18 protein-coding genes are annotated in these 22,395 nt (G+C 61.2%); 12 read left to right on the forward strand and 6 right to left on the reverse strand.

The window, feature by feature from the left end; all coding sequences use genetic code 11:
• The first annotated feature begins 24 nt into the window (after positions 1-24).
• From AC244Q_RS36410 to AC244Q_RS36420, 3 genes are all read left to right on the forward strand, one after another.
• Positions 25-963, forward strand: coding sequence for a LysR family transcriptional regulator (locus AC244Q_RS36410; protein WP_128407692.1), 939 nt, complete (start codon positions 25-27; stop codon positions 961-963).
• A gap of 113 nt (positions 964-1,076) precedes the next feature.
• Positions 1,077-2,432, forward strand: a complete 1,356-nt coding sequence (locus tag AC244Q_RS36415) for an LLM class flavin-dependent oxidoreductase (protein WP_128407691.1) — start codon at positions 1,077-1,079, stop codon at positions 2,430-2,432.
• Positions 2,429-2,968: a flavin reductase family protein gene (locus tag AC244Q_RS36420; protein WP_113544884.1), complete on the forward strand. Its 540-nt coding sequence runs from the start codon at positions 2,429-2,431 to the stop codon at positions 2,966-2,968. The genes AC244Q_RS36415 and AC244Q_RS36420 overlap by 4 nt, the downstream gene beginning before the upstream one ends.
• Here AC244Q_RS36420 and AC244Q_RS36425 read toward each other — a convergent pair.
• Positions 2,945-4,108 (reverse strand): aminotransferase, encoded by a 1,164-nt coding sequence (locus tag AC244Q_RS36425; protein WP_128407690.1) that lies wholly within the window; start codon positions 4,106-4,108, stop codon positions 2,945-2,947. The genes AC244Q_RS36420 and AC244Q_RS36425 overlap by 24 nt on opposite strands.
• Before the next feature lie 96 nt (positions 4,109-4,204).
• On the opposite strand from AC244Q_RS36425, the gene speB reads away from it, so the two are divergent.
• Positions 4,205-5,260, forward strand: a complete 1,056-nt coding sequence (gene speB / locus AC244Q_RS36430; RefSeq protein ID WP_128407689.1) for an agmatinase — start codon at positions 4,205-4,207, stop codon at positions 5,258-5,260.
• A gap of 190 nt (positions 5,261-5,450) precedes the next feature.
• On the opposite strand, the gene AC244Q_RS36435 is transcribed toward speB, so the two are convergent.
• Positions 5,451-6,035 (reverse strand): cysteine hydrolase family protein, encoded by a 585-nt coding sequence (locus tag AC244Q_RS36435; RefSeq protein ID WP_113544970.1) that lies wholly within the window; start codon positions 6,033-6,035, stop codon positions 5,451-5,453.
• A gap of 80 nt (positions 6,036-6,115) precedes the next feature.
• Positions 6,116-8,503, reverse strand: coding sequence for a putative bifunctional diguanylate cyclase/phosphodiesterase (locus tag AC244Q_RS36440; RefSeq protein WP_128407688.1), 2,388 nt, complete (start codon positions 8,501-8,503; stop codon positions 6,116-6,118).
• Between the two features lie 105 nt (positions 8,504-8,608).
• On the opposite strand from AC244Q_RS36440, the gene AC244Q_RS36445 reads away from it, so the two are divergent.
• Positions 8,609-9,415, forward strand: a complete 807-nt coding sequence (locus AC244Q_RS36445) for an ABC transporter substrate-binding protein (RefSeq protein ID WP_003555533.1) — start codon at positions 8,609-8,611, stop codon at positions 9,413-9,415.
• Between the two features lie 75 nt (positions 9,416-9,490).
• Here the strand turns inward: AC244Q_RS36445 and fdhA are convergent, their stop codons facing one another.
• Positions 9,491-10,681 (reverse strand): formaldehyde dehydrogenase, glutathione-independent, encoded by a 1,191-nt coding sequence (fdhA, locus tag AC244Q_RS36450; protein WP_003555532.1) that lies wholly within the window; start codon positions 10,679-10,681, stop codon positions 9,491-9,493.
• Between the two features lie 584 nt (positions 10,682-11,265).
• Positions 11,266-12,171, reverse strand: coding sequence for a DMT family transporter (locus tag AC244Q_RS36455; protein ID WP_128407687.1), 906 nt, complete (start codon positions 12,169-12,171; stop codon positions 11,266-11,268).
• A gap of 111 nt (positions 12,172-12,282) precedes the next feature.
• On the opposite strand from AC244Q_RS36455, the gene AC244Q_RS36460 reads away from it, so the two are divergent.
• Positions 12,283-13,158, forward strand: a complete 876-nt coding sequence (locus AC244Q_RS36460) for a LysR substrate-binding domain-containing protein (protein WP_128407686.1) — start codon at positions 12,283-12,285, stop codon at positions 13,156-13,158.
• Here the strand turns inward: AC244Q_RS36460 and AC244Q_RS36465 are convergent.
• On the reverse strand, positions 13,133-14,191 hold the full coding sequence (locus AC244Q_RS36465) for a GlxA family transcriptional regulator (RefSeq protein WP_080518631.1): 1,059 nt from the start codon (positions 14,189-14,191) through the stop codon (positions 13,133-13,135). The genes AC244Q_RS36460 and AC244Q_RS36465 overlap by 26 nt on opposite strands.
• A gap of 40 nt (positions 14,192-14,231) precedes the next feature.
• Between AC244Q_RS36465 and bcoG the strand changes: the two genes are divergently transcribed.
• The 6 genes from bcoG to AC244Q_RS36495 all read left to right on the forward strand — a co-directional run bounded on the left by bcoG (position 14,232) and on the right by AC244Q_RS36495 (position 22,359).
• Positions 14,232-15,134 (forward strand): 3-dehydrocarnitine:acetyl-CoA trimethylamine transferase BcoG, encoded by a 903-nt coding sequence (gene bcoG, locus AC244Q_RS36470; RefSeq protein ID WP_128407685.1) that lies wholly within the window; start codon positions 14,232-14,234, stop codon positions 15,132-15,134.
• Positions 15,135-15,141: 7 nt separating this feature from the next.
• Positions 15,142-16,632, forward strand: a complete 1,491-nt coding sequence (locus AC244Q_RS36475; protein WP_003555526.1) for a carnitine 3-dehydrogenase — start codon at positions 15,142-15,144, stop codon at positions 16,630-16,632.
• Between the two features lie 10 nt (positions 16,633-16,642).
• Positions 16,643-17,803: an acyl-CoA dehydrogenase family protein gene (locus AC244Q_RS36480; protein WP_003555525.1), complete on the forward strand. Its 1,161-nt coding sequence runs from the start codon at positions 16,643-16,645 to the stop codon at positions 17,801-17,803.
• Positions 17,804-17,807: 4 nt separating this feature from the next.
• Positions 17,808-19,862, forward strand: coding sequence for an acetate--CoA ligase family protein (locus AC244Q_RS36485; protein WP_003555523.1), 2,055 nt, complete (start codon positions 17,808-17,810; stop codon positions 19,860-19,862).
• A 6-nt stretch (positions 19,863-19,868) separates the two neighbouring features.
• Positions 19,869-20,651, forward strand: a complete 783-nt coding sequence (locus tag AC244Q_RS36490) for a carnitinyl-CoA dehydratase (RefSeq protein WP_003555522.1) — start codon at positions 19,869-19,871, stop codon at positions 20,649-20,651.
• 118 nt (positions 20,652-20,769) lie between these two features.
• Positions 20,770-22,359 carry an ABC transporter substrate-binding protein gene (locus AC244Q_RS36495; protein ID WP_003555521.1) on the forward strand — a complete coding sequence of 530 codons (1,590 nt, stop codon included), beginning with the start codon at positions 20,770-20,772 and terminating at the stop codon, positions 22,357-22,359.
• Positions 22,360-22,395: the final 36 nt, after the last annotated feature.

Below are 22,395 nucleotides of genomic sequence, written 5' to 3' on the forward strand. Positions count from 1 at the left end.
CGCCAATCACGAGAGGGTCTGCGAGTGACCGATGAGCGCCTCAAGGCGATCCCACTGAAAAGTTTGCAGGCGTTCGAGGCGGTGGGGCGCTGCGGCGGCGTGACGGCCGCGGCGCTGGAGCTCAGGGTTTCGCCGGGGGCCATCAGCCAGCAGATCCGCAAGATCGAAAGCTTTCTTGGAATTTCGCTTCTGGAACGCAGCGGGCGAACCGTCGAGCTGACTGCTTGGGGCCGGCTCTACCATCAGGAGATATCGAAGGGGTTCGAGCAATTTGCGCTCGCCCAGCAACTGCTGGAGAAGGCGCGCAACGAGACAGCGTTGGTGCTCAGTGCGCTTTCCTCCGTCGTCAACAAATGGATCGGCAGGCGCATCTTCGACTGGCAGGCGCTTCATCCCGAAGTTCCAGTGAGGATTATCGGACGCGACAAAGAGCCCCGGATCAGTTTCGACGATGTCGATTTCCGCGTCAGCTACGGGTCGGACGTCCTCCAGCACGAACACTATACCGAACTGTTCCGCGATTGGGTGGTGCCTGCCTGCTCGCCGGCGCTGATGCAGGATCGCGCGCATGCGGCTCGCGATCTTTTCGAAAAGCCCCTCCTCCATGTCGAGTGGGAACGGCACTTCACCCCTTATCCCAGCTGGGCGGAGTTTGCCGCCAAGGCCGGTGTCCCCCTCGATGCGTCGACGCCGGGCCTTTCTTTCACTCTTTCGAGCAGCGCGATTGATGCTGCTGTCAACAAGCGCGGCGTCGTGCTCGCACAAATGTCGATGATATCAGACGAGCTTGAAGCGCAAACGCTGGTCATTCCCGTCGACCTGCGCATTGCACTGCGCGAAAGCTATTTTCTCGCCTGGGACCGTGCGGCCTTGCAGAAGCCCCACGGGCACGAATTCCGCGAGTGGCTCATTGCTATTTCCCGTCAGCAGGCCCTGGCGTCAGCGCCTAAGCCGATACTTTAGAAAAACTAAAACGGAACCTAGCTGAGCGATATTGATGAAAATTTGCGCCTGGCGATAATTTGCGCAGTCGCCCTCCACCGTTGGCGGCGTGGCCGACATAGCAGGAGAGCTCGATGGCGCGAACCGACAAGATGAAACTCGGGACTTTCGTCTACACATTCGGCTTTCACCCGGCCTCCTGGCTGCATCCGGCAAGCGACGTCAATGGCGCCAACGACTTCGCCCATCTGCTCGATGTCGCCAAACGATCCGAGGCGGCCAAATTCGATTTCATGTTCATGGCGGATTCTCCTGCCGCTGCCGTCGGCGATCCGAAAGCGCTTGCCCGCATTCCCACAAAGATGAACCGTTTCGAACCGCTGTCGCTGCTTTCAGCTCTGGCAGTCACCACCAACGATCTCGGCCTCGTGGCGACGGTGTCGACGAGTTATTACGAACCATACAATGTCGCGCGCTTGTTCGCCTCGATCGACCATCTGAGTAAGGGCCGTGTCTGCTGGAATGTCGTCACCTCCGACCACGACGAAACCGGCTACAACTTCAGTCGCGAGGGGCTCGATCCGCATGCATTGCGTTACGAACGCGGCAACGAATTCGTCGATATCGTGTTCGGCCTTTGGGACAGCTTCGAGGACGGCGCACTGCTTCTCGACCGTGAAAACGGTGTCTACTACGACAAGGACAAACATCACACGCTCAATCACAAAGGCAAGCACTTCCAGGTTCGCGGACCCCTCAACATTGCGCGAACGCCCCAGGGCCGTCCTGTCATTGCCCAGGCGGGCGGTTCCGAACCCGGAATGGACATGGCGGCACGCACGGCCGAGATCGTCTTCAGCCTCGCATCGAATATCGACCGCAACCGGGCTTTTTACGAAAACGTCAAGCGCCGGATGCCGGCCTTTGGGCGCGATCCCGATGACCTGAAGATCATGCCGGGCATCGTCATCAACGTCGGTGAAACCGAAGCCGAGGCAAAGGCCAAGGTGGATTATCTGATCGACAAGATGCATCCGGATGTTGGCCGGTTGATGCTCTCCGAATTCCTCGAGGCGGACCTGCGTGACGTCGCTCTCGACAAGCCTTTCCCGATGGATCGGCTGCCGGCGGCGCCCAAGGGATCACGCGCCCTGTTCGACGAGCTGGTCGATTTCGTCAAAAGCGGCCATACCGTCGGTGAACTCATCCGGCACTATGCCGAGAAGCATACCGGAAACGGTATCACAGGCACGCCGGCCCAGATCGCCGACTACATGGAGGAATGGTTCGAGACGCGCGCCGCCGACGGCTTCATCCTGATGTTTCCGACCTTGCCGTCGAGCCTCGACGACTTCGTGCGGCTTGTCCTGCCAGAGCTTCGCCGCCGCGGGCTGTTCCGCGAGGAATACGAGGGCAAAACCTTGCGCGAAAACCTGGGTCTTTCAATGCCGGTAAACCGCTTTGCCAAAACACAAGAGCCAGCCCTATGAGTGTCGAGGCTTTGATCAGCGAAGCGGACTTCAAGCTTTCGATGCGTCATCTGGCGGGTGCGGTCAGCGTGATTACGGTCGGCGACGGGCAACACCGCACCGGCTTCACGGCAACGTCGGTCTCCTCGCTTTCGGCGGAGTTGCCTTCCGTCATCGTCAGCGTCAACCGAGCGTCTTCCTCATGGCCGGCGCTGCAGCGGTACGGCTGCTTCTGCGTCAACGTGCTCGCCGCCGACCAGCAACAGGTGGCGCAATCCTTTGCCGGTCTTGACGGGCGAAAGGGCGCCGAACGCTACGGCAATGCAGGATGGTATCGTCTCAAGACCGGCGCGGCGGTCCTTGAAAATGCCCTGACGGTCCTGGACTGCAAGCTCGAAACCGCATTCCACTACAATTCCCATGCCGTTTTGGTCGGACATGTTTGCGCAATGGAAATCCGGCAGGGCATAGGGCCGCTGCTCTACTGGCGCGGCGGCTATCATGAACTTCCGGCGGAGGTTGATCAAAACGGTCTAGCGAAGGCGCTCGGACAATAGCCCAATCGAGGCAACATCCGCATTGGCAAAGGCAAGTCTGAGGTATCGCTCCTGGCCCTCGCCGAAATAAGCGCCGGGTAGACAAACGATGCCGGATTCCTTGGCGAGTTGTTCGGCAACCTCGGAAGACGATTTATCGGCGTGGGGATGGCGGACAAAAGCGAAATAGGCACCGATCGCGGCGATCTCCCAATCCGGCAGCCCGGAAAAGACCAACCTCAAAGCGTCCGCCCGGCGAGCAATCTCCAGCCGATTGCCGGCACGCCAATCGGCAAGCGCCGGGATCGCCGATGCAACGGCGATCTGAGGCGAGCGCGGCGCGCAGATCTGCATATTGTCCATCACTTTGGCGATCTCGGCGATGAGTTTAGGCCCTGCCGTGATTGCACCCAGCCTGTGACCGGGAATGCAGAAGGATTTCGAGAAGCTGTAGAGAAGTACGAGCGTGTCTTCCCAGCCCGGCTCTGAGAGGAGTGAGTGCGGCCGTCCGTAATCCCCGCCGAGGAAATCGCGATAGGTTTCATCGAGGGTCAGCCAGGCGCCATATTTCCGGCAAAGCACAAAAAGCTCATGCAGCAGGCTTGGCGGATACACGGCCCCGGTGGGATTGTTTGGTGTGACGACGGCAAGCATCTTCGCGCCGGCCGCAAGGGCCGCCTCGGCCGAACCTAGATCGGGAAGAAAGCCGAAGGCTGGGTCGCAATCGACCAGCCGGCGACCGATCCCCAGCATCGACAGCGTCGTATCGTGATTGAAATAGAAGGGATTGGTCAGCGCGACGGTATCGCCGGCGCCGGCAAGCGCGATTGCCGAACACATGAACGCCTGATTGCAGCCGGCGGTAATGTGGATATTGCCGGCGGAAAGGTCGGCGCCGTAAAATTCGGCAACGTGAGCCGCGTAGGCCTTGCGCAAGAAAGGTTCGCCTTCGATCGGCCCGTAGCCCGTCATCGCCTGTTGTCCGGCCGCCTCGGCGAGAAGCCGAAGCATCTCCGGATGCGCGGGATAGCCGGGCACAGCTTGCGACAAATCGATGAGTGGCCCTTTTCCCCCCTTGTATTCGTGGCTCCAGGCGACGACGGAAGGAATGGGCGGGGCAGAGAGGCGGGCAACGAGGGAATTGGGTTTTGCAGCGATCATATCGATTTCTCTTTGATACCGATTGCTACAACGATACCAATTGTTTTCTCAACCTCTTTGTCTGACGAGACGGACCTGAAGCGGAGACGCATGCATATGGTGTGGGATAAAACGCGGCTCGAGCAACTGCGCGCAGAATTTGCAGACGCCAATGGCGGCGAGATATTCGATAAGAAGTTTCGCAAAGTAGCGGAGAAGATCATCTCCAAGAGCGGCACGAGACTGGCGCCATACGCCGGAGTGCCGACCTTCCTCAGCGCACCCTACATGCAGGTCGCGGCCGATGATCCGGATTTCGGCAATCTCCAGGTTGCGATCACCGGGATCCCCATGGATCTTGGCGTCACCAATCGTCCAGGCTCGCGTTTCGGACCGAGGGCACTTCGCGCCATCGAAAGGATCGGCCCCTACAATCACGTTCTCGCTACGGCGCCGGTCTTCGATCTTCGGGTCGCCGATATCGGCGACATATCGTTCCAAAGCCGTTACCGGTTGGAACTCAGCCACGACGACATCGAAAAGCGGATCGGCCAGATCGTCGATGCCGGCGTGGCCCCGCTTTCCGTCGGAGGCGATCATTCCATCAGCCACCCGATTTTGAAGGCCATCGGCCGGCAGCAACCGGTCGGCCTCATCCATATTGATGCCCATTGCGATACAAGCGGCGCTTTCGATCAGACGAAGTTTCATCACGGTGGGCCGTTCCGCAATGCGGTGCTTGACGGCGTCCTCGATCCGACACGGACTATCCAGATCGGCATCCGCGGTTCAGCGGAATATTTGTGGGAATTCTCCTACGCTTCGGGAATGACCGTGATCCACGCAGAGGACATCAGCGGAATGGGGATTGCGGCCGTCATTGCCAAGGCAAAATCCATCGTCGGCGACGGCCCCACCTATCTTTCCTTCGACGTCGACAGCCTCGATCCGAGCTTTGCGCCCGGCACGGGCACGCCCGAGGTCGGTGGATTGACCACGCGTGAAGTCCTTGAACTGATACGCGGACTGAAGGGGATAAACCTGGTGGGTGGTGACGTCGTCGAAGTCGCCCCGCAATATGACGCAACGACCAACACGGCGCACGCCGCAGCACAGGTGCTCTTTGAGGTCCTGAGCCTCATGGTGTTTAGTCCATCGATCGGCAGGCGCTAAGGCCGACCTCTCGGTCATCCGAGGCAACTGGCCGGATGGGCCAAGATCATATCATTCGCACCTAGCAATGACGGAAGCAGGGAATCTCACGCCCATGGTCGTCGCCACCGACGCCTCCCGTCATGCAGCCACTGTCGGTGGAGGCGATGAGCAGTATTACGGCGAAGCCTTCATTGTCACGCCAAGCGTACTAGCCAACGCATCTCAAAAACTCTTCGGTATCCATGAGTTCGAGCTGCACGGAAAACCGATCGTGCAGAAGTTCCAGTGACGCGTCATGCGTATCGTCGGCGCCGCTGCAGACGGCGTCGTTCAGCACGATGACACGATAGCCGAGATCGATCGCGCCGAGCGTCGTGGCAAGCACGCAGACATCCGTTTCACCGCCCGTTATCACAAGCGTATCGACCCGCTCCGACTGAAGGATCGGATGCAGGCGGCCGTCGATCCAAGGCGAATAAGTGCGTTTGTCGAAGTGCCTTGCCGGCGGAACCAACGAGGCCAGCGATGGGGCGAGATCTATGAAGCCGCGCGGAAGATGTTCGCCCGTCATCATCCACCATTTCTGGTAATAATCCCGCCATTTCCCCGGCATGTCGTCCGCACGCTCGGGTGGCAGGAAGCGGGTAAAGATCGTTCGCGACGGATGCCGCCCGGCCAGCTCTTCGATCTGGGGAGAGATCCGTACCATCCAGGCAACGTGCCACGGCGTGTCTTCGGCAAACATCCGCTGCATGTCGACGCAAAGGTGCCGCCATTCCCCGACCTCGCCCATCACATCCTCCATTCGGTCTTCGCGCGTCAACCGCGACGCGGGGCGAAAGTTCCCCTAGCCTGCGGAAGATCTGAAGCCTCTCACGCGACGGCGCCTCGGGCGGTCGTCAGTAACCCAGCGGCGCTTTCAGCTTTCCGGAAACTATCAAGCTCGCCAATAGGAACGGGTTTGGAGAAGAAGTAGCCTTGGAGGTCGGTGCAGCCGAGGGCGGCCAGAAAGTCGCGTTGATAATCGGTTTCGACCCCTTCGGCCGTCGTCGAGATACCGAGGTTACGGCTGAGCGCGACGATGGCGCCAATGATTGCCGCCCCATTGGCCTTGGTGCCGAGCTGTGAGACGAACGATCGATCGATCTTGATGCGGTCGATATCGAAGCGCAGGAGATGGCTGAGGCATGAAAAGCCAGTTCCGAAATCATCCAGCGAAACCTGGACACCCCGGCTGCGCAACGACTTCAGCACCGTATAAACGTCCGAGTTGTCCTCGATCAGTGAGGACTCGGTGAGTTCGAGCTCGAGCCGGGACGGCTGCAGACCGCTCTCCTCAAGCACGGCGAAAACTTCCTCGGCGAAATTCGGTCTTCTCAACTGGGCAGGAGACACGTTGACCGCAACAAACGTGTCCTCCGGCCATTTGCAGGCGGCTCTGCAGGCTTCGCGCAAGACCCAGAAACCGAGAGCGTCGATGAGGCCGCCCTCCTCGGCGACAGGGATGAAGCTGGCAGGCGTCAACAGCCCGCGCTGACTGTGACGCCACCGCACGAGAGCTTCCGCGCCCGACGCCGCGTATCCTGCCTCAGCGCGATGGACCGTTTGGTAATAGACCTCGAGCGATCCGAAGTCCGGCCGGTTCGAAACCGGATCGGCGTGTGGACCATCTGAGGCCATGCCTTTGGCCAGAACTTCCCGCAATTCGTTCTTGAGAATGTCGCGTGCATTTCGGCCGCCGTCCATGGACGGTGAATAGAGACGCCACTGGCCTCGGCCGCCCATCTTTGCCTCGTACAGCGCGACGTCGGCGTAGCGCATGATGTCATCGGCATTCCGCCCGGCATCCGGCACGACGGTCACGCCGATCGAGCCGCCGACGCGCGCAACCGCTTCGCCGCGCAAAAGCGGGAAGGGTTTGCCAAGTTCGGCAACGATCGCTTCGCATATTGCCGGCAAAACGTGGTCATGATCTTTGATGTCCCGGAGAAGCAGCGCAAATTCGTCGCCCCCTAGCCGGGCAAGCGTGTCGCCCGGACGAAGCAGCGAGCGGATCCGCTCGGCGGCCATCCTGATGAGTTCATCGCCGGCGGCATGGCCGAATGTGTCGTTCACCGCTTTGAAGCGATCGAGGTCGAGAAGTGCGACCGCCGAGCGCTCGGTCGAATTCTGCGTCTCGGCCAGGCACTCGTCGAACCTCATAGCGAACAAAGCGCGGTTGGGAAGATCGGTGAGCACATCATGCAAGGCAAGCTGCCTTGCATGCAGCTCGCTTTTCTTCAACTCGCCCAGACTCCTTCGCAGGCGCACCAGCAAGACCGAGAACAGGATCGCGATCACCAAGGCGGCAATCGAAAGCGCCGGCATCAATCGACCGATCACCCTCGAACCTGGAAGATCCGGCCGCCATACGATAAAGCCGATCGGTTCGCCTTTTGCCGTGGCGTCAATCTGGAACGCAACCTCATTTTCGTCCGCATCGGCAGTGCGCGCGAAGCGGGCGCCGTTAAGGCCCTGTTGCCGGCTCAATTCGTCCAGCGCCGCACCATCGATAAAGCGCACGACGATCAGGAATTGCCGCATCGGCTGGCGCTGTCCCCCGGCAGCCTCGTTAATGGCGACGACTCCGACGATGGTCGGCCGGCCCTCGAGCCGCATCAGATTGGCCAGAGCACGGTTGGAATGGGCGGCGCTCGCAAGGCGGGCTTCCATTGAGGATGGCGTTCTTTCGTTCAAAGCCGTGCTTCGCCTGACCCCAAAGCGGGCATCCTGAAGGAGAGGCAAAAAGAGAGGCCTCATCCAGCGGTACCGCTTCTCCGTTTGGGCGTCCGCCAGCATGAGCAGTTGCGCCTTTTCATCGACAACAAAGGCCTGGTCGTAGCCGAACGCCGACATAGCCGTCTGGCCGATCGCACTCCCGGCTGCTGCCGTCAAAACGGCATCGAGGCCGGAGGAGCCTTCGGTCGAAAGGGCGGCAGGATAGACACGTGCGAGGTAGCCATTGCCGAACTGGCCGATAACATGCGCGACTTGATCGACCTGTTCGCGCAGGCGGGCATTCACAAGCTGACGCTGTCGATCGAGGGCTGCGGCATCGCTTTCGGTTCCTGCCCAGAGCGCCGAGAGTACGACAAGCCCGATCGCTCCGAGCCCGCTGACGGCAATAAGGAACAGAATTCTCCCGGAGGCGATCCAGGATTGCTGAAACGTATTGGAGCTGGAAGGAAGAACGATCTGCAAGCCTAGACCCCTGAACACCACGACACGGGCGCATTCGTCGACGCTAACAAAGAAGCGTTCACGTAGAATTAAAAGCTGTGGCCCACTATGGCGCGAGATCGACTATGCCCCAAGGAGCTCCCGACGATGTTGCGCATATCCATTCAGACCATATTGCGCGGAACGCTGATGGCGGGCGGGATCGGTGTCTTGTTAGCGGCGGCCGCGCCGCTCGAGGTGGCTGCGCAGGATCGCATGCCAATGAGAATTGCCGTCGAAGGTGCATTTCCGCCCTTCAACTATCTCGATTCAAACAACAAGCTTCAAGGCTTCGATATCGATATTGCCAATGCGCTGTGCGAGGTCGGCAAGTTTGAATGCCAATTTATCATCGAGAAGTGGGACGACATCATCCCCGATCTCGTTGCCGACAAATACGACGCGATCATCTCATCCATGTCGATGAGCCTTGAGCGACGTCAAAAGGTTGCCTTCACTGAAAAATACTACAACAGCCCGTCGGTGTTCATCGCCCGGAAGGATTCGTCGATCAGCGATGTCAGCCCCGCCGCCCTCAGCGACAAAATTCTTGGGGTGACGTCGTCGACAGCGCAGGAATCCTATGCCAACCATCTTTATCCGGCAATGAAAAAGACGGTGTTTCGGTCTTCGCCGGAATTGTACAAGGGTCTGGCGGATGGGAGCGTCGACATTATCCTCGAGGATAAACTGGCCATCTATGATTGGATTGCCAACACCAAGGCTGGAAGCTGCTGCGAGTTCAAGGGGCCGGACCTGGTCGACGTCACCTATTTTGGTGAAGGCGCCGGTATAGCGCTGCGCTTGGATGACAAGGAGCGTCTGACACGTCTGAACGAAGCGTTGAAGAGCATCCAGGCGGACGGAACCTATGACATGATCAACGCCAAATATTTCCCGTTCAGCATCCAGTAGTTCGCCGTCCAATTTTTCGAGAATGCGGAATGGCCGGGTTTTCGCCCGGCCATTCCTATGTGTGCAGTAATGTCGCTATGCGGCTTTCGCCACCTCGCCATGCGGATCGAGGACATATTTCGTCGCCGCTCCCTGGTCGAAGCTCTCATATCCATTGGCGGCATCGTCGAGCGGGATGACCTTGGCGTTGACGATATCGGCAATTGGCAGTCGGTCGTGGAGGATCGCCTGCATGAGTTGACGATTGTATTTGATCACCGGAGTCTGGCCGGTGTGGAAGGACTGCGCCTTGGCCCATCCGAGGCCGAAGCGAAGCGACAAATTGCCGTGTTTGGCGGCATTGTCGACAGCACCTGGATCCTCGGTAACGTAGAGGCCGGGAATGCCGATCGAACCGGCGGCACGGGTAATCTCCATCATCTGATTGAGCACGATCGCCGGCTGTTCCCCGCCCGAGTGGCCGCGGGCCTCGAAGCCGACAGCATCGATGGCGCTGTCCACTTCGTTGGTGCCGACGACCTGCGCGATCATGTCGCCAAGACGGTCGCTCTTCGACAGGTCGATCGGTTCGAAACCGACCTTCGCCGCATGCGCCAGACGGTCTTTGTTGAAGTCACCGATCATCACGACTGCGGCGCCGAGAATGCGAGCCGAAGCGGCAGCCGCAAGGCCGACGGGGCCCGCGCCTGCGACATAGACGGTCGAGCCGACGCCAACGCCTGCCCGCACTGCGCCATGGAAGCCGGTGGGCAGGATGTCGGAGAGCATGGTGAGATCCCGGATCTTCGCCATTGCCTTGTCCCGATCGGGGATTTTCAGCAGGTTGAAATCTGCGTAGGGAATGGTGACGTAGCGTGCCTGTCCGCCGATCCAGCCGCCCATGTCGACATAACCATAAGCACCGCCGGCGCGGGCCGGGTTTACCGTCAGGCAGACACCGGTATCCTGAGACTTGCAGCAGCGGCAGCGGCCGCAGGCGACATTGAAAGGCACCGAGACGATATCGCCGATTTCGAGCATCTCGACATCGATGCCTTTCTCGATGATCTCGCCGGTGATTTCATGACCAAGGACCAGGCCCGGCATCGCCGTCGTGCGGCCGCGGACCATGTGCTGATCGGAGCCGCAGATATTGGTAGAAATCACTTTCAGAATGACGCCGTGTTCGATGCGGCGGCCGTCAGGCGCTTCCAGCTTCGGGTCGTCGATGTCGCGAACTTCGACCTTGCCCGGCCGGAGATAGACGACGCCTCTATTTTTACTCATGAATTCCTCCCACTTGTTTGAATGCCTCGATCTGCAACCAATGCAGCCGATGGCAACCTTCCCTCCGGCCTGCCTCCTCAGCAGCCCGGTGTCCACAACACGAGGATACCGCCGCATCGGGCGATATTCGGATTTTGCAAAAGGACAGATTGAATGGAGAAGAGGAGTAAACGCCATGGCTTTCGCCTGTCGTTCCGCTCGTGATCGTCTGCCTGCAATCCGTCGATTTGCTCTGCCAAGAGCTGGTTTCCAGCTCCAGAATCTCCTTTCGATCCATCTCGATATCTTTCCGGATTTCTATCCGGCGATTTCCTTGAGGATTTCAGTTCTCCTACCGCTGCTGGGAGCGTCGGCGCGTCAGGCCGGCTTCCCAATGCCCATTTCGCCAGTTTGCGAGATAGCGCCTTGAACACCACAAACAAACCATGCCTGACGGAAAACAGCGATCAAGAAAACGACATGGGTGCAACGCAAAGACGACAGTCGGCAAAGTCGCCATAGCTCGCTGTGCAGGGGAGTAACTGATCCCGCGAATACGGCGGTTTTCCGGATCGTCCCGGAAGATTGATCGCCGCCTAAAGGCTTTAGGCGCGATGCGGTTGCCGGCTGCGGCTGACGTCGATGGCCGTGTGCCAGATCACTGCGCCGAGGATGATCGCGCCGCCGAAAAACGTGGCGACGGGCGGCTCTTCGGAAAACAGCAGCCAGACCCAGAACGGCGTGAGCACGATTTCCATTGTGCCGATCAGCGCCGCCTCCGCTGGCGGCATCCGCTTCGCCCCGGCAAGGAAGAGCACCAGTGCCAGGGAGAAATTGGTCGCGCCGAAGGCAGCAAGAACGATCCAGTTGTGCAGGTCGAGCGAGCCTACCGAACCGAACGGCGCGAAGAGTGCAAGCGTCAGGAAAGCGCTGACCACGGTCGGCGGCAGGCTCGGCACGTCGGGACTGATGCGCGGAATGATGATGACGAGCGCGAAGGACGCTGTCATGCCGAGCGCCAGCAGGTCGCCCCATCCGGTGCCGCCGCCGATCGACGAGGCGACGATGACCGCGACGCCGAGGAGCGAGATGCCGCCGGCAATTAGCGTCCGCCTGGAGACCCTCTCCCTGAGGATGACCCAGCCGAGCATGGCCGCGATAAATGGCGCGGTCGCATAGATCATCGTCACATTGGCGACGGTGGTCATGTAGAGCGCCCCGATGAAGCAGCCCTGACTGAAGGTCTGGCAGGCGATCATCGCAAGGCTGGACGGATGGAAGATGAAACGCCATTGCTGCCGTGAAATACCCCCTTCGAGGAAAAGGCAGGGGATCAGCAGGAATAGGCCACCGAACAACGATCGCCAGGCGATCGCCGTCCATACGTCGGTCGTCAGGAGTCGCGAATAGACGCCGCTCGCGCTCCAGGCAAGTGTCGCAGCAACGATGAGAAACACACCCTTCTCATGCTCGCTGCTTGCGAGGCGTCTGGCCGGATTTTCAATTGTCACGCAGATATTCTCAAAGAAGGAAGTCGAACGCGGGTCATTTGTGCGCCCAGAATTGACATCAGACAAACGAATAGTAGAGATGGCTATCATCGATTTTTTCTATGGCTGAACATGCACGAGCCGATTGAAAGCGACCTGCTGAGAACCTTTCTTGTCGTCGCCGAGACGTCGAACTTCTCCGCGGCCGCTCAGCGCATCGGGCGGACGCAGTCGGCCGTCAGCAGCCAGATCAAAAAGCTGGAGCAGACGATCGGCGAAACGCTGTTCGAGCGCGGCGCCCGCGGCGTATTGCTGACGCGTCAAGGCATGCAACTCGTCCCCTATGCCCGCAGGATCATCGACCTCTTGAACGAGGCCGCCGCGACGATCCGCAGCAAGCCGCTAGATGGGCCGGTGCGCATCGGAATTCCCGAGGAATACAGCCAGACGGTACTGCCGGCGGCGCTCGCGGCTTTCGCCGTTCGCCACCCGGCCGTCGAGGTGACCGTGTCCTGCGACTATACCGTCCGTAACCTCGCCGCCCTCGAGCGGGACGAGCTTGATCTGGCCGTCGTTTTCGACTGGAGCGATGAGACGAAAGGCGAGGTCATCTGCATTGATCCCACGGTCTGGGTCACATCAATGGTCCATCGGCTGCACGACATCGATCCCCTGCCGATTGCGACCTATCGCAATTCCACCTGGTCGCGCGATTTTGCACTCCGGTCGCTGGAGCAGATCGGCCGCAACTATCGGATCGCCTTCATCGCCGATACCGGCTCGGGGCTGAAGAATGCCGTGATTGCCGGCCTTGCCGTGACCACGCTTTCCCGCAGCAATATACCGCCCGGCTGCCGGGAGCTGACCGCCGAAGACGGTTTCCCGCCGGTCGACTCCTCCGAGGTCGTGCTCCGCCGAAGCACCTACCGTTCCAGCGAGGCCGTTCGGGAGCTTGCTGAGATGATACGGGACGCGTTCCAGCCTATACCGGCGCCTGCGATGACGTGATGCGGCGGCGCAAGCGGCGCCGGGTCTCGGACGGGCTCTCGGAAAAACTCGCCCGGTAGCTTCTCGCAAAGGCTGAGGCCGAATTGAAGCCGGTTGCCGCCGCGATGTCGGCGAAAGAGGCTGTCGTCTCGATCACCTTGCGGCGCGCCGCATTCAGGCGCAGCGCCAGATAGTGCACATGCGGCGGCGCGCCGATGCTCTGCTGGAAGAGATACTGCAGATGCCGGGCGCTGATGCCCACCCGCCGGGCCAGCCGTGTCAGGACCAGAGGCTGCTCGATATGCTCCTCCATCAGCCGTACTGCCTGGGTCACGCGGGGATCATGCATGCGCAACCCCGCCGAGGCTGCGGAAAGCTGCTCGTCCGCATGGAAGGACGGCTGCTCGTAGCGGAACAGCCGGCTGACCTCGAGCGCCAGCGAATAACCCTGCCTTTGCCGGATCACCTCCAGCATCAGGTCGACGGTCGGAAGCGAACCTGACGTCGTCAGCCGCTTGCCGTCGATGACGAAACGATCCTTGACGGCCCGCACCTCAGGATAGGCCAGTGCAAAATCCTCGTAGTCCTCCCAGTGGACGGTTGCCGGGAGCCCGTCGAGCAGGCTGGCTTCGGCTAGCAGCCAGGTGCCGGACTCGATGCCGGCAATCACCGTGCGATAGCGGGCGGCCTGGGAGAGCTGCATCTTCAGCGCCGGCGTAGCACTTCGGCGCCAGTTGTAGCTAGCAAGTACGAACAGCGGCGTATCCTCGGTCGTCGCCTTGAAAGCGCCTTGCGCGGGCACGGCAATATTGCTGGTGGTCGGGACCGGTGCTCCGTCCGGCGTCAGCAGCCGCCAGCGATAGAGCTCGCTGCCGGAAATGCGGTTGGCGCCGCGCAGCGGCTCGATCACCGAGGCGATCAGGATCAGGTTCGCGTCCGGCAGGACGAGAAGGTCGATATCGAGCCGTTCTGTGGATCGCTGCAGCAAGATCATCTCCCTAGAGTTCCGATAATGTATCGGTTGCTTCCGATATTGCAACGCATCGTCCTTCATCCTGTCGCGTAATGCCGACAAGACGAGGGAGAACAAAAACATGCCTCTTGCGATGAACCGCGATGTCTTCATTACCTGCGCCGTTACCGGCGCCGGCGACACGGTTTCCAGATCCAGCCACGTGCCGATCACTCCCAAGCAGATCGCCGATTCCGCCATCGACGCGGCAAAGGCTGGTGCTGCGGTGGTTCACTGCCACGTCCGCGACCCGGAAACGGGTGCTGCCAGCCGCCGCAACGACCTCTACAGGGAGGTCACCGACCGAATCCGCTCGGCCGATGTCGATGTCGTCCTCAATCTCACCGCCGGCATGGGCGGAGACCTGATTTTCGGGGATGTCGAAAGCCCCCTTCCCCTCAATCCTAACGGCACGGATATGGCCGGCGCCACCGAGCGCGTCAGCCATATCGCCGAATGCTTGCCTGAAATCTGCACGCTCGACTGCGGCACGATGAACTTCAACCTCGGCGACTATGTCATGACCAACACGCCGGCCATGCTGCGGGCCATGGCGAAGAAGATGACCGGTCTCGGCGTGCGCCCCGAAATCGAGGCTTTCGACACCGGCCATCTCTGGTTTGCCAAGCAGCTTGCCGAGGAAGGCCTGATCGAAGACCCGGTGCTGATCCAGCTCTGCATGGGCATACCATGGGGGGCGCCCGACGATCTCAATACCTTCATGGCGATGGTCAACAACGTGCCTCAGAGCTGGACTTTTTCGGCCTTTTCGATCGGCCGCCACGCCATGGCCTATCCGGCGGCAGCCGTTCTGGCCGGCGGCAACGTGCGCGTCGGCCTGGAGGACAATCTCTTTGTCGGCAAGGGCCAACTCGCCACCAATGCTGAGCTCGTTGAAAAGGCCGTGCAAGTGGTCGAGGGCATGGGTGCCCGGATTATCGGCCCGGAAGACGTTCGCAAGAAACTCAAACTGACGAAGCGCTGAGGACGGCATGACTGGGATCAACAAGGCGGCTTGTATCGGCGGCGGCGTCATTGGCGGCGGATGGATCGCGCGTTTTCTGCTGGCCGGCATTGACGTTGATGTGTTCGATCCGCATCCGGAAGCGAGCCGCATCGTCGGCGAAGTGCTCGCTAACGCCGAAAAAGCCTATGCCATGCTGACCGGAGCACCCCTGCCGCCCCGCGGCAGGCTGACCTTCTGCGCGAAGCTCGAGGAAGCTGTCGCCGGCGCCGACTGGATTCAGGAAAGCGTGCCGGAAAGGCTCGACCTCAAGCGCCGTGTCCTGACTGAGATCGATGCTGCAGCACGCTCGGACGCCCTGATCGGCTCTTCCACCTCAGGCCTGCTGCCGACCGATCTGCAGCGCGACATGACGCATCCCGAACGCCTCTTCGTCGCCCACCCCTATAATCCCGTCTATCTGCTGCCGCTCGTCGAAATCGTCGGTGGCGAAAAAACCTCGGCGGCGACCATCCGGGCGGCGATCGAAAGACTGGCGCCGCTCGGTATGAAGGGCGTCCACATCGCCAAGGAGATCGAGGCCTTTGTCGGCGACCGGCTGCTCGAAGCGCTCTGGCGTGAGGCCTTGTGGCTGATCCATGACGATATTTGCACGGTCGAGACCCTCGACGATGTCATCCGCTACTCTTTCGGCTTGCGCTGGGCGCAGATGGGCCTGTTCCAGACCTACCGCATTGCCGGCGGCGAGGCCGGCATGCGCCACTTCCTCGCCCAGTTCGGTCCATGCCTCGCCTGGCCCTGGACCAAGCTCACCGATGTCGTCGATCTCGACGATGCGCTGATCGAAAAGATCGGCCGGCAATCCGACGAACAGGCGGCCGGCCTGTCGATCCGCGAGCTCGAACGCATCCGCGACGAAAACCTCGTCGGCATCCTGCAGGCCCTCAAGGGCGGCGATGGCGGCAAGGGCTGGGGCGCCGGCAAGCTGCTGAAGGACTTCGAGCAATCGCTCTGGGCGCAAGGCGGTAGGGCGGCCACGTCTTTCGACCCGTCGAAGCCGCTGAGGCTCGTGGAGACGAAAGTCGGCCCTGCCTGGGTCGACTATAACGGCCATATGACCGAGCACCGCTACCTGCAGGTTTTCGGCGATACATCGGACGCATTGTTGCGCCTCATCGGCGTCGATCTCGCCTATGTCGAGGCGGGGCAGAGCTATTACACGGTGGAAACCCATATCCGCCATCTCGGCGAGGCGAAACTCGGCCAGGCGATCCACTCGACCTGCCAGATCCTCTCCGTCGACGAGAAGCGGCTGCATGTCTTCCACACTCTGTTCGACACGGCGACGGGCGAGGCTCTGGCAACCGCCGAACACATGTTGCTGCATGTCGACAGCAAGGCCGGCAAGGCCACACCGGCGCCGGCCGTCATTCTCGACAAGGTCAAGGCGGTTGCAGGAGCCCACGCGAATTTGGCCGTGCCTGAAGGTGCCGGCCGTCACGTCGGCCAGAGGCGGTAGGAGGATAGGCATGCATTTCGGACTGAGCGAAGAACAGGAAATGATCGTCGAGACGGTCCGCGCCTTCGTCGAAACCGAAATCTATCCGCATGAAAACGAGGTCGAGCGCAGTGGCATCGTCCCGCCGGAGCTCGGAGACGAGATCCGGCGCAAATGCATCGATCTCGGCTTTTACGCCTGCAATTTCCCGGAAGAAGTCGGCGGCGCCGGTCTCGACCATGTCACCTTCACGCTGGTCGAGCGGGAACTCGGGCGCGGCTCCCTGGGGCTGACGGTTTTCTTCGGCCGGCCGTCCGGCATCCTGATGGCCTGCGAGGGCGAGCAGCGAGAACGCTATCTCCTGCCCGCAGTGCGCGGTGAGAAGATCGATGCGCTTGCTATCACCGAGCCGGACGCCGGTTCCGATATGCGCGGCATGAAATGCGCTGCCCGCCGCGATGGCAGCGACTTCGTCCTCAACGGCACGAAACACTTCATCTCGCATGCCGACGTCGCCGATTTCGTCATCGTCTTTGCCGCAACGGGCGAGGAGGAAACGCCGAAGGGCATCAAGAAGAAGATCACCGCCTTCCTGGTGGATCGCGGCACGCCGGGATTCGAAATCCTCGGGGGCTACGATTCCGTTTCGCATCGCGGCTACCACAACTCAACGCTCAGCTTCACCGATTGCCGGATTCCGGCAAGCCAGGTACTTGGCGAGGTGCATCGCGGCTTCGAAATCGCCAATAAATGGCTCTATGGCACGCGGTTGACGGTGGCCGCCACCTGCGTCGGCCGGGCACGGCGCGTCTTCGACATGACGCTGCCTTATGCCGCCGAGCGCAAGCAGTTCGGCAAGCCGATCGGCGCCAATCAGGGCGTGTCGTTCAAGCTCGCCGATATGATTACCGAGATCGACGCGGCCGATTGGCTGACGCTCGCCGCCGCCTGGCGGCTCGATGCCGGACTCTCCGCAGACCGGCAGATCGCCTCGGCCAAGCTCTACTCCTCCGAAATGCTGGCCCGCGTGACTGACGAGGCGATCCAGATCTTCGGCGGCATGGGCCTGATGGACGATCTGCCGCTTGCCCGCTTCTGGCGCGATGCGCGCGTCGAGCGCATCTGGGACGGTACCTCTGAAATCCAGCGGCATATCATCAGCCGCGATCTGCTTAGACCCTTGGGAGCATAAGCCGATGACGCCGCGCCCGCTCGACCGCCTGCTCAGACCGCAAACGATCGCCGTCTTCGGCGGCCGCGAGGCGCGCAGGGTGATCGAGCAGTGCGACCGCATGGGTTTTGCCGGCGAGATCTGGCCCGTCCATCCAAAGCTCGACGAGGTGCTCGGGCGGCCCTGTTATCGCTCCGTCTCCGACCTGCCTTCGGCGCCGGACGCCGCCTTCGTCGGCGTCAACAGGATGCAGACCGTCGAGATCGTCCGCAGCCTTTCTGCGGCCGGTGCCGGCGGGGCGGTCTGTTATGCATCGGGTTTCAGCGAGGCGACGGGTGAACTCGGCGACGGCGCCGAGTTGCAGCAGGCCCTGCTGGAGGCAGCCGGCGACATGCCGATCCTCGGGCCGAATTGCTACGGGCTGATCAACGGTCTCGACGGTGCGCTGCTCTGGCCCGATCAGCATGGCATGCAGCGCATCGCACGTGGCGTCGCGATCCTCACGCAGTCCTCCAATATCGCCATCAACCTGACCATGCAGACCCGCGGCCTGCCGATCGCCTATGTGGTCACCGCCGGCAACCAGGCGCAGACATCGCTTGCCGATGTCGCCTGCGCATTGATCGACGACCCGCGTGTGACGGCGGTCGGCCTTCATGTCGAAGGTTTCGGCAATCTCTCTGCACTCGAACGGCTGGCCACCATGGCCCGACGGTCGAGGAAGCCGGTCGTCGTGCTGAAGGTCGGCAGGTCCGAGCAGGCAAAATGCGCGGCGGTGTCGCATACCGCCTCGCTTGCCGGCAGCGATGCGGTCGCGGATGCCGTGCTCGCCCGCCTTGGTCTTGGCCGTGTCCAGACCTTGCCGGCGTTGCTCGAAACCCTGAAGCTGCTGCATGTCGCCGGCCCGCTCGCAAGCCATTCGATCTCGTCGATGAGCTGTTCCGGGGGCGAAGCTTCGCTGATGGCGGATGCAGCCGTCGGTCGCAATGTGGAATTCCCCGCGCTGCAGCCGCAACAATTGCCCCGTCTGCGGCGCGTTCTCGGCGAGATGGTGACGCTGTCCAATCCGCTCGATTACCACACCTTCGTGTGGGGGGATCTTGCACGCCAGACCGAAGCCTTCAGCGCCATGTTCGAGGGCGGTTATGCCCTCAATCTCGTCGTCCTCGACTTTCCGCGCGATGATCGCTGCGATGCATCCGAATGGGCGATGACGGCAGACGCGGTGATTGCGGCTGCCGCTGCAACCGGTGCGCTGGCCGGCCTTCTGGCGACCCTTCCGGAAAACATGCCGGAGCCGATCGCCGATCGGCTGATGGCAAACGGCATCATTACCTTCTGCGGTATCGACGAAGCCATCACGGCTGCGGACGTCGCCGCCGGCATCGGCCAGGCCTGGGATCGTCCGCCGCCCCTGCCGCTGCTCGATGTGCCCTCTATCGATGGCGAGATCGAGACGCTGACGGAGGCCGATGCGAAGGCCGAGCTTGCCGCCTTCGGCCTTCCGGTTCCGCAAGGGCTGTTGGCCTCTTCTCCCGGTCAAGCGGCCGAGCAAGCTGAGCGGCTCGGCTTTCCCGTCGTGCTGAAAGCGCTCGGCATTGCCCATAAGACCGAGGCCGGGGCCGTCGCACTCAACCTAAAGAATATAAAGGCGGTGTCGAATGCGGCGGCGGCAATGCCGCCGAATGCCGGTTATCTCGTCGAGAAAATGATCGATCCGCCGGTTGCCGAGCTCATTGTCGGCGCTATCCGCGACCCTGTCTTCGGATTGTCGCTCACGCTCGGGGCGGGCGGAATCTTCGTTGAATTGCTTGAAGATTCCGTCATCCTACCCCTTCCGGCGACGAAAACCGACATTCACGCGGCAATTTCGCGCCTCAAACTTGCAAAATTGATCTATGGCTATCGCGGTCGGCCAAAAGGCGATCTCGAGGCCGCTGTCGGCGCTGTCTTAGCAACGGCAGATTATGTCGTAAAGAACGCGGCATGGCTGGAGGAACTGGACATTAATCCATTGATGGTTCTTCCCGAAGGGTGTGGCGTGGTCGTAGTCGATGCTTTGATACGGCGGAGGAGGTAGCATAGGTTGAGCGAACCCATTCGCACACGACAGGACGGCGGAGTGCTCGAAGTCGTCATCGACCGGCCGAAGGCGAATGCCATCGACCTTGCGACCAGCCGTGCTCTGGGGTTGATCTTCCGAAATTTCCGCGACGATCCGGCGCTGCGCGTCGCCATCGTCTCGGGCGCCGGCGAGAAGTTTTTCTGTGCCGGCTGGGATCTCAAGGCGGCGGCATCAGGTGATGCGGTTGACGGGGACTACGGTGTGGGCGGCTTCGGCGGGCTGCAGGAACTGCGCGACCTCAACAAGCCGGTCATTTGTGCGGTCAACGGTATCTGTTGCGGCGGCGGTCTGGAGATCGCGCTTTCTGCCGACCTGATCCTCGCCGCCGAACATGCGACCTTCGCCCTGCCGGAAATCCGCTCCGGCACGGTTGCCGATGCGGCTTCGATCAAGCTGCCGAAACGCATCCCCTACCACATCGCCATGGACATGCTTTTGACCGGTCGTTGGCTCGACGTTCACGAGGCGCATCGCTGGGGTTTTGTCAACGAGGTCCTGCCGGCCGAGCGGCTGATGGAGAGAGCATGGGAGCTTGCCCGGCTGCTTGAGAGCGGGCCGTCGCTCGTCCATGCGGCCATCAAGGAAATCGTCCGCGAAGCGGAGGGTTCGACGTTCCAGACTGCCATGAACAAGATCACCAAACGGCAGTTTGCGACGGTCGACAGGCTCTATTCGAGCGAGGACCAATTAGAAGGCGCACGGGCCTTCGCCGAGAAGCGAAGCCCCATTTGGAAAGGAAAATGACCAGGCGGCGGCAACCGCATTATTTTCCCGCATGATGCGGGCACCGGAGGTGGAGAGGAAACCGTCTGCGGACCTGCCCGGAAGTTCTGTCAACGCACCATAAAGAAGGAACTGGGGAATGAACGACTACACGAAGTATCTCGCAAGCCGTGTCACCGCCGGCGGGCTCAGCCGCCGCGAATTCATGGGACGCGCCATGGCCGCGGGCATCACACTTGCCGTCGCCGACAAGCTCTTCACCGAAAGTGCGCAAGCTGCCGAACCGAAGCGCGGCGGTCACTTGAAGCTCGGCCTCGAAGGCGGTGCCGCTACCGATTCCAACGACCCGGCGAAGTTCCTGTCGCAGGTCATGTTCTGCATCGGCCGCTGCTGGGGCGACATGCTGGTCGAGTCTGACCCGCTGACCGGTGCCGCCGTGCCGGCGCTCGCCGAATCCTGGGAACCGTCGAAGGACGCGGCGACCTGGACCTTCAAGATCCGCAAGGGCGTCAAGTTTCACGATGGCAAGGAACTGACGATCGATGACGTTGTTGCGACGCTGAAGCGCCACACCGACGCCAAGTCGGAATCCGGCGCGCTCGGTGTTCTCGGCTCGATCAAGGAGATCAAGGCCGACGGCGGCAATCTCGTGCTGACGCTCAGCGAAGGCAATGCCGACATGCCGCTGCTGCTGTCGGACTACCATCTGGTCATCCAGCCGAACGGCGGCGTCGACGATCCTCTCGCCTCGATCGGCACCGGCCCCTACAAGATGACAAGCTTCGAGCCCGGCGTCCGCGCCACCTTCGAAAGGAACAAAGACGACTGGCGCACCGACCGCGGTTACGTCGATTCGATCGAAATCATCGGCATGAACGATGCGACCGCCCGCATCGCGGCCCTGTCGTCCGGCCAGGTGCACTACATCAACCGGGTCGATCCGAAGACCGTCAACCTTTTGAAACGCGCACCCAACGTCGAGATTCTCTCGACCGCCGGCCGTGGCCATTACGTCTTCATCATGCATTGTGACAAGGCGCCGTTCGACAACAACGACCTGCGTCTGGCCCTCAAATATGCCATGGACCGTGAGGCCATGGTGCAGAAGATCCTCGGCGGTTACGGCAAGGTCGGCAACGACTTCCCGATCAACAGCACCTATGCGCTGTTTCCCGAGGGCATCGAGCAGCGCGTTTACGATCCTGACAAGGCTGCCTTCCACTATAAGAAGTCAGGTCATAGCGGCTCGGTCCTCCTGCGCACCTCCGAAGTCGCCTTCCCCGGCGGTGTCGACGCAGCCGTCCTCTATCAGGAAAGCTGCAAGAAGGCCGGCATCGAGATCGAGGTCAAGCGCGAACCGGGCGACGGCTACTGGACCAACGTCTGGAACGTCCAGCCCTTCTCGACCTCCTATTGGGGTGGCCGCCCGACGCAGGACCAGATGTATTCCACCGCCTATCTCTCGACGGCGGATTGGAACGACACCCGTTTCAAGCGTCCTGACTTCGATAAGCTGCTGCTGCAGGCCCGTTCCGAACTTGATGAAGCCAAGCGCAAGGACATGTATCGCACCATGGCGATGACGGTGCGCGACGAGGGCGGGGTGATCTTGCCGATGTTCAACGATTTCGTGAACGCCTCCACCAAGCAGGTGAAGGGTTATGTCCACGACATCGGCAACGACATGTCGAACGGCTACGTCGCGACCCGCGTCTGGCTGGACGCTTGACAAGGGGACGTTTGCCCCTCTGATCTCCAACGAAGC

The organism is Rhizobium sp. CB2179 (assembly GCF_057653455.1).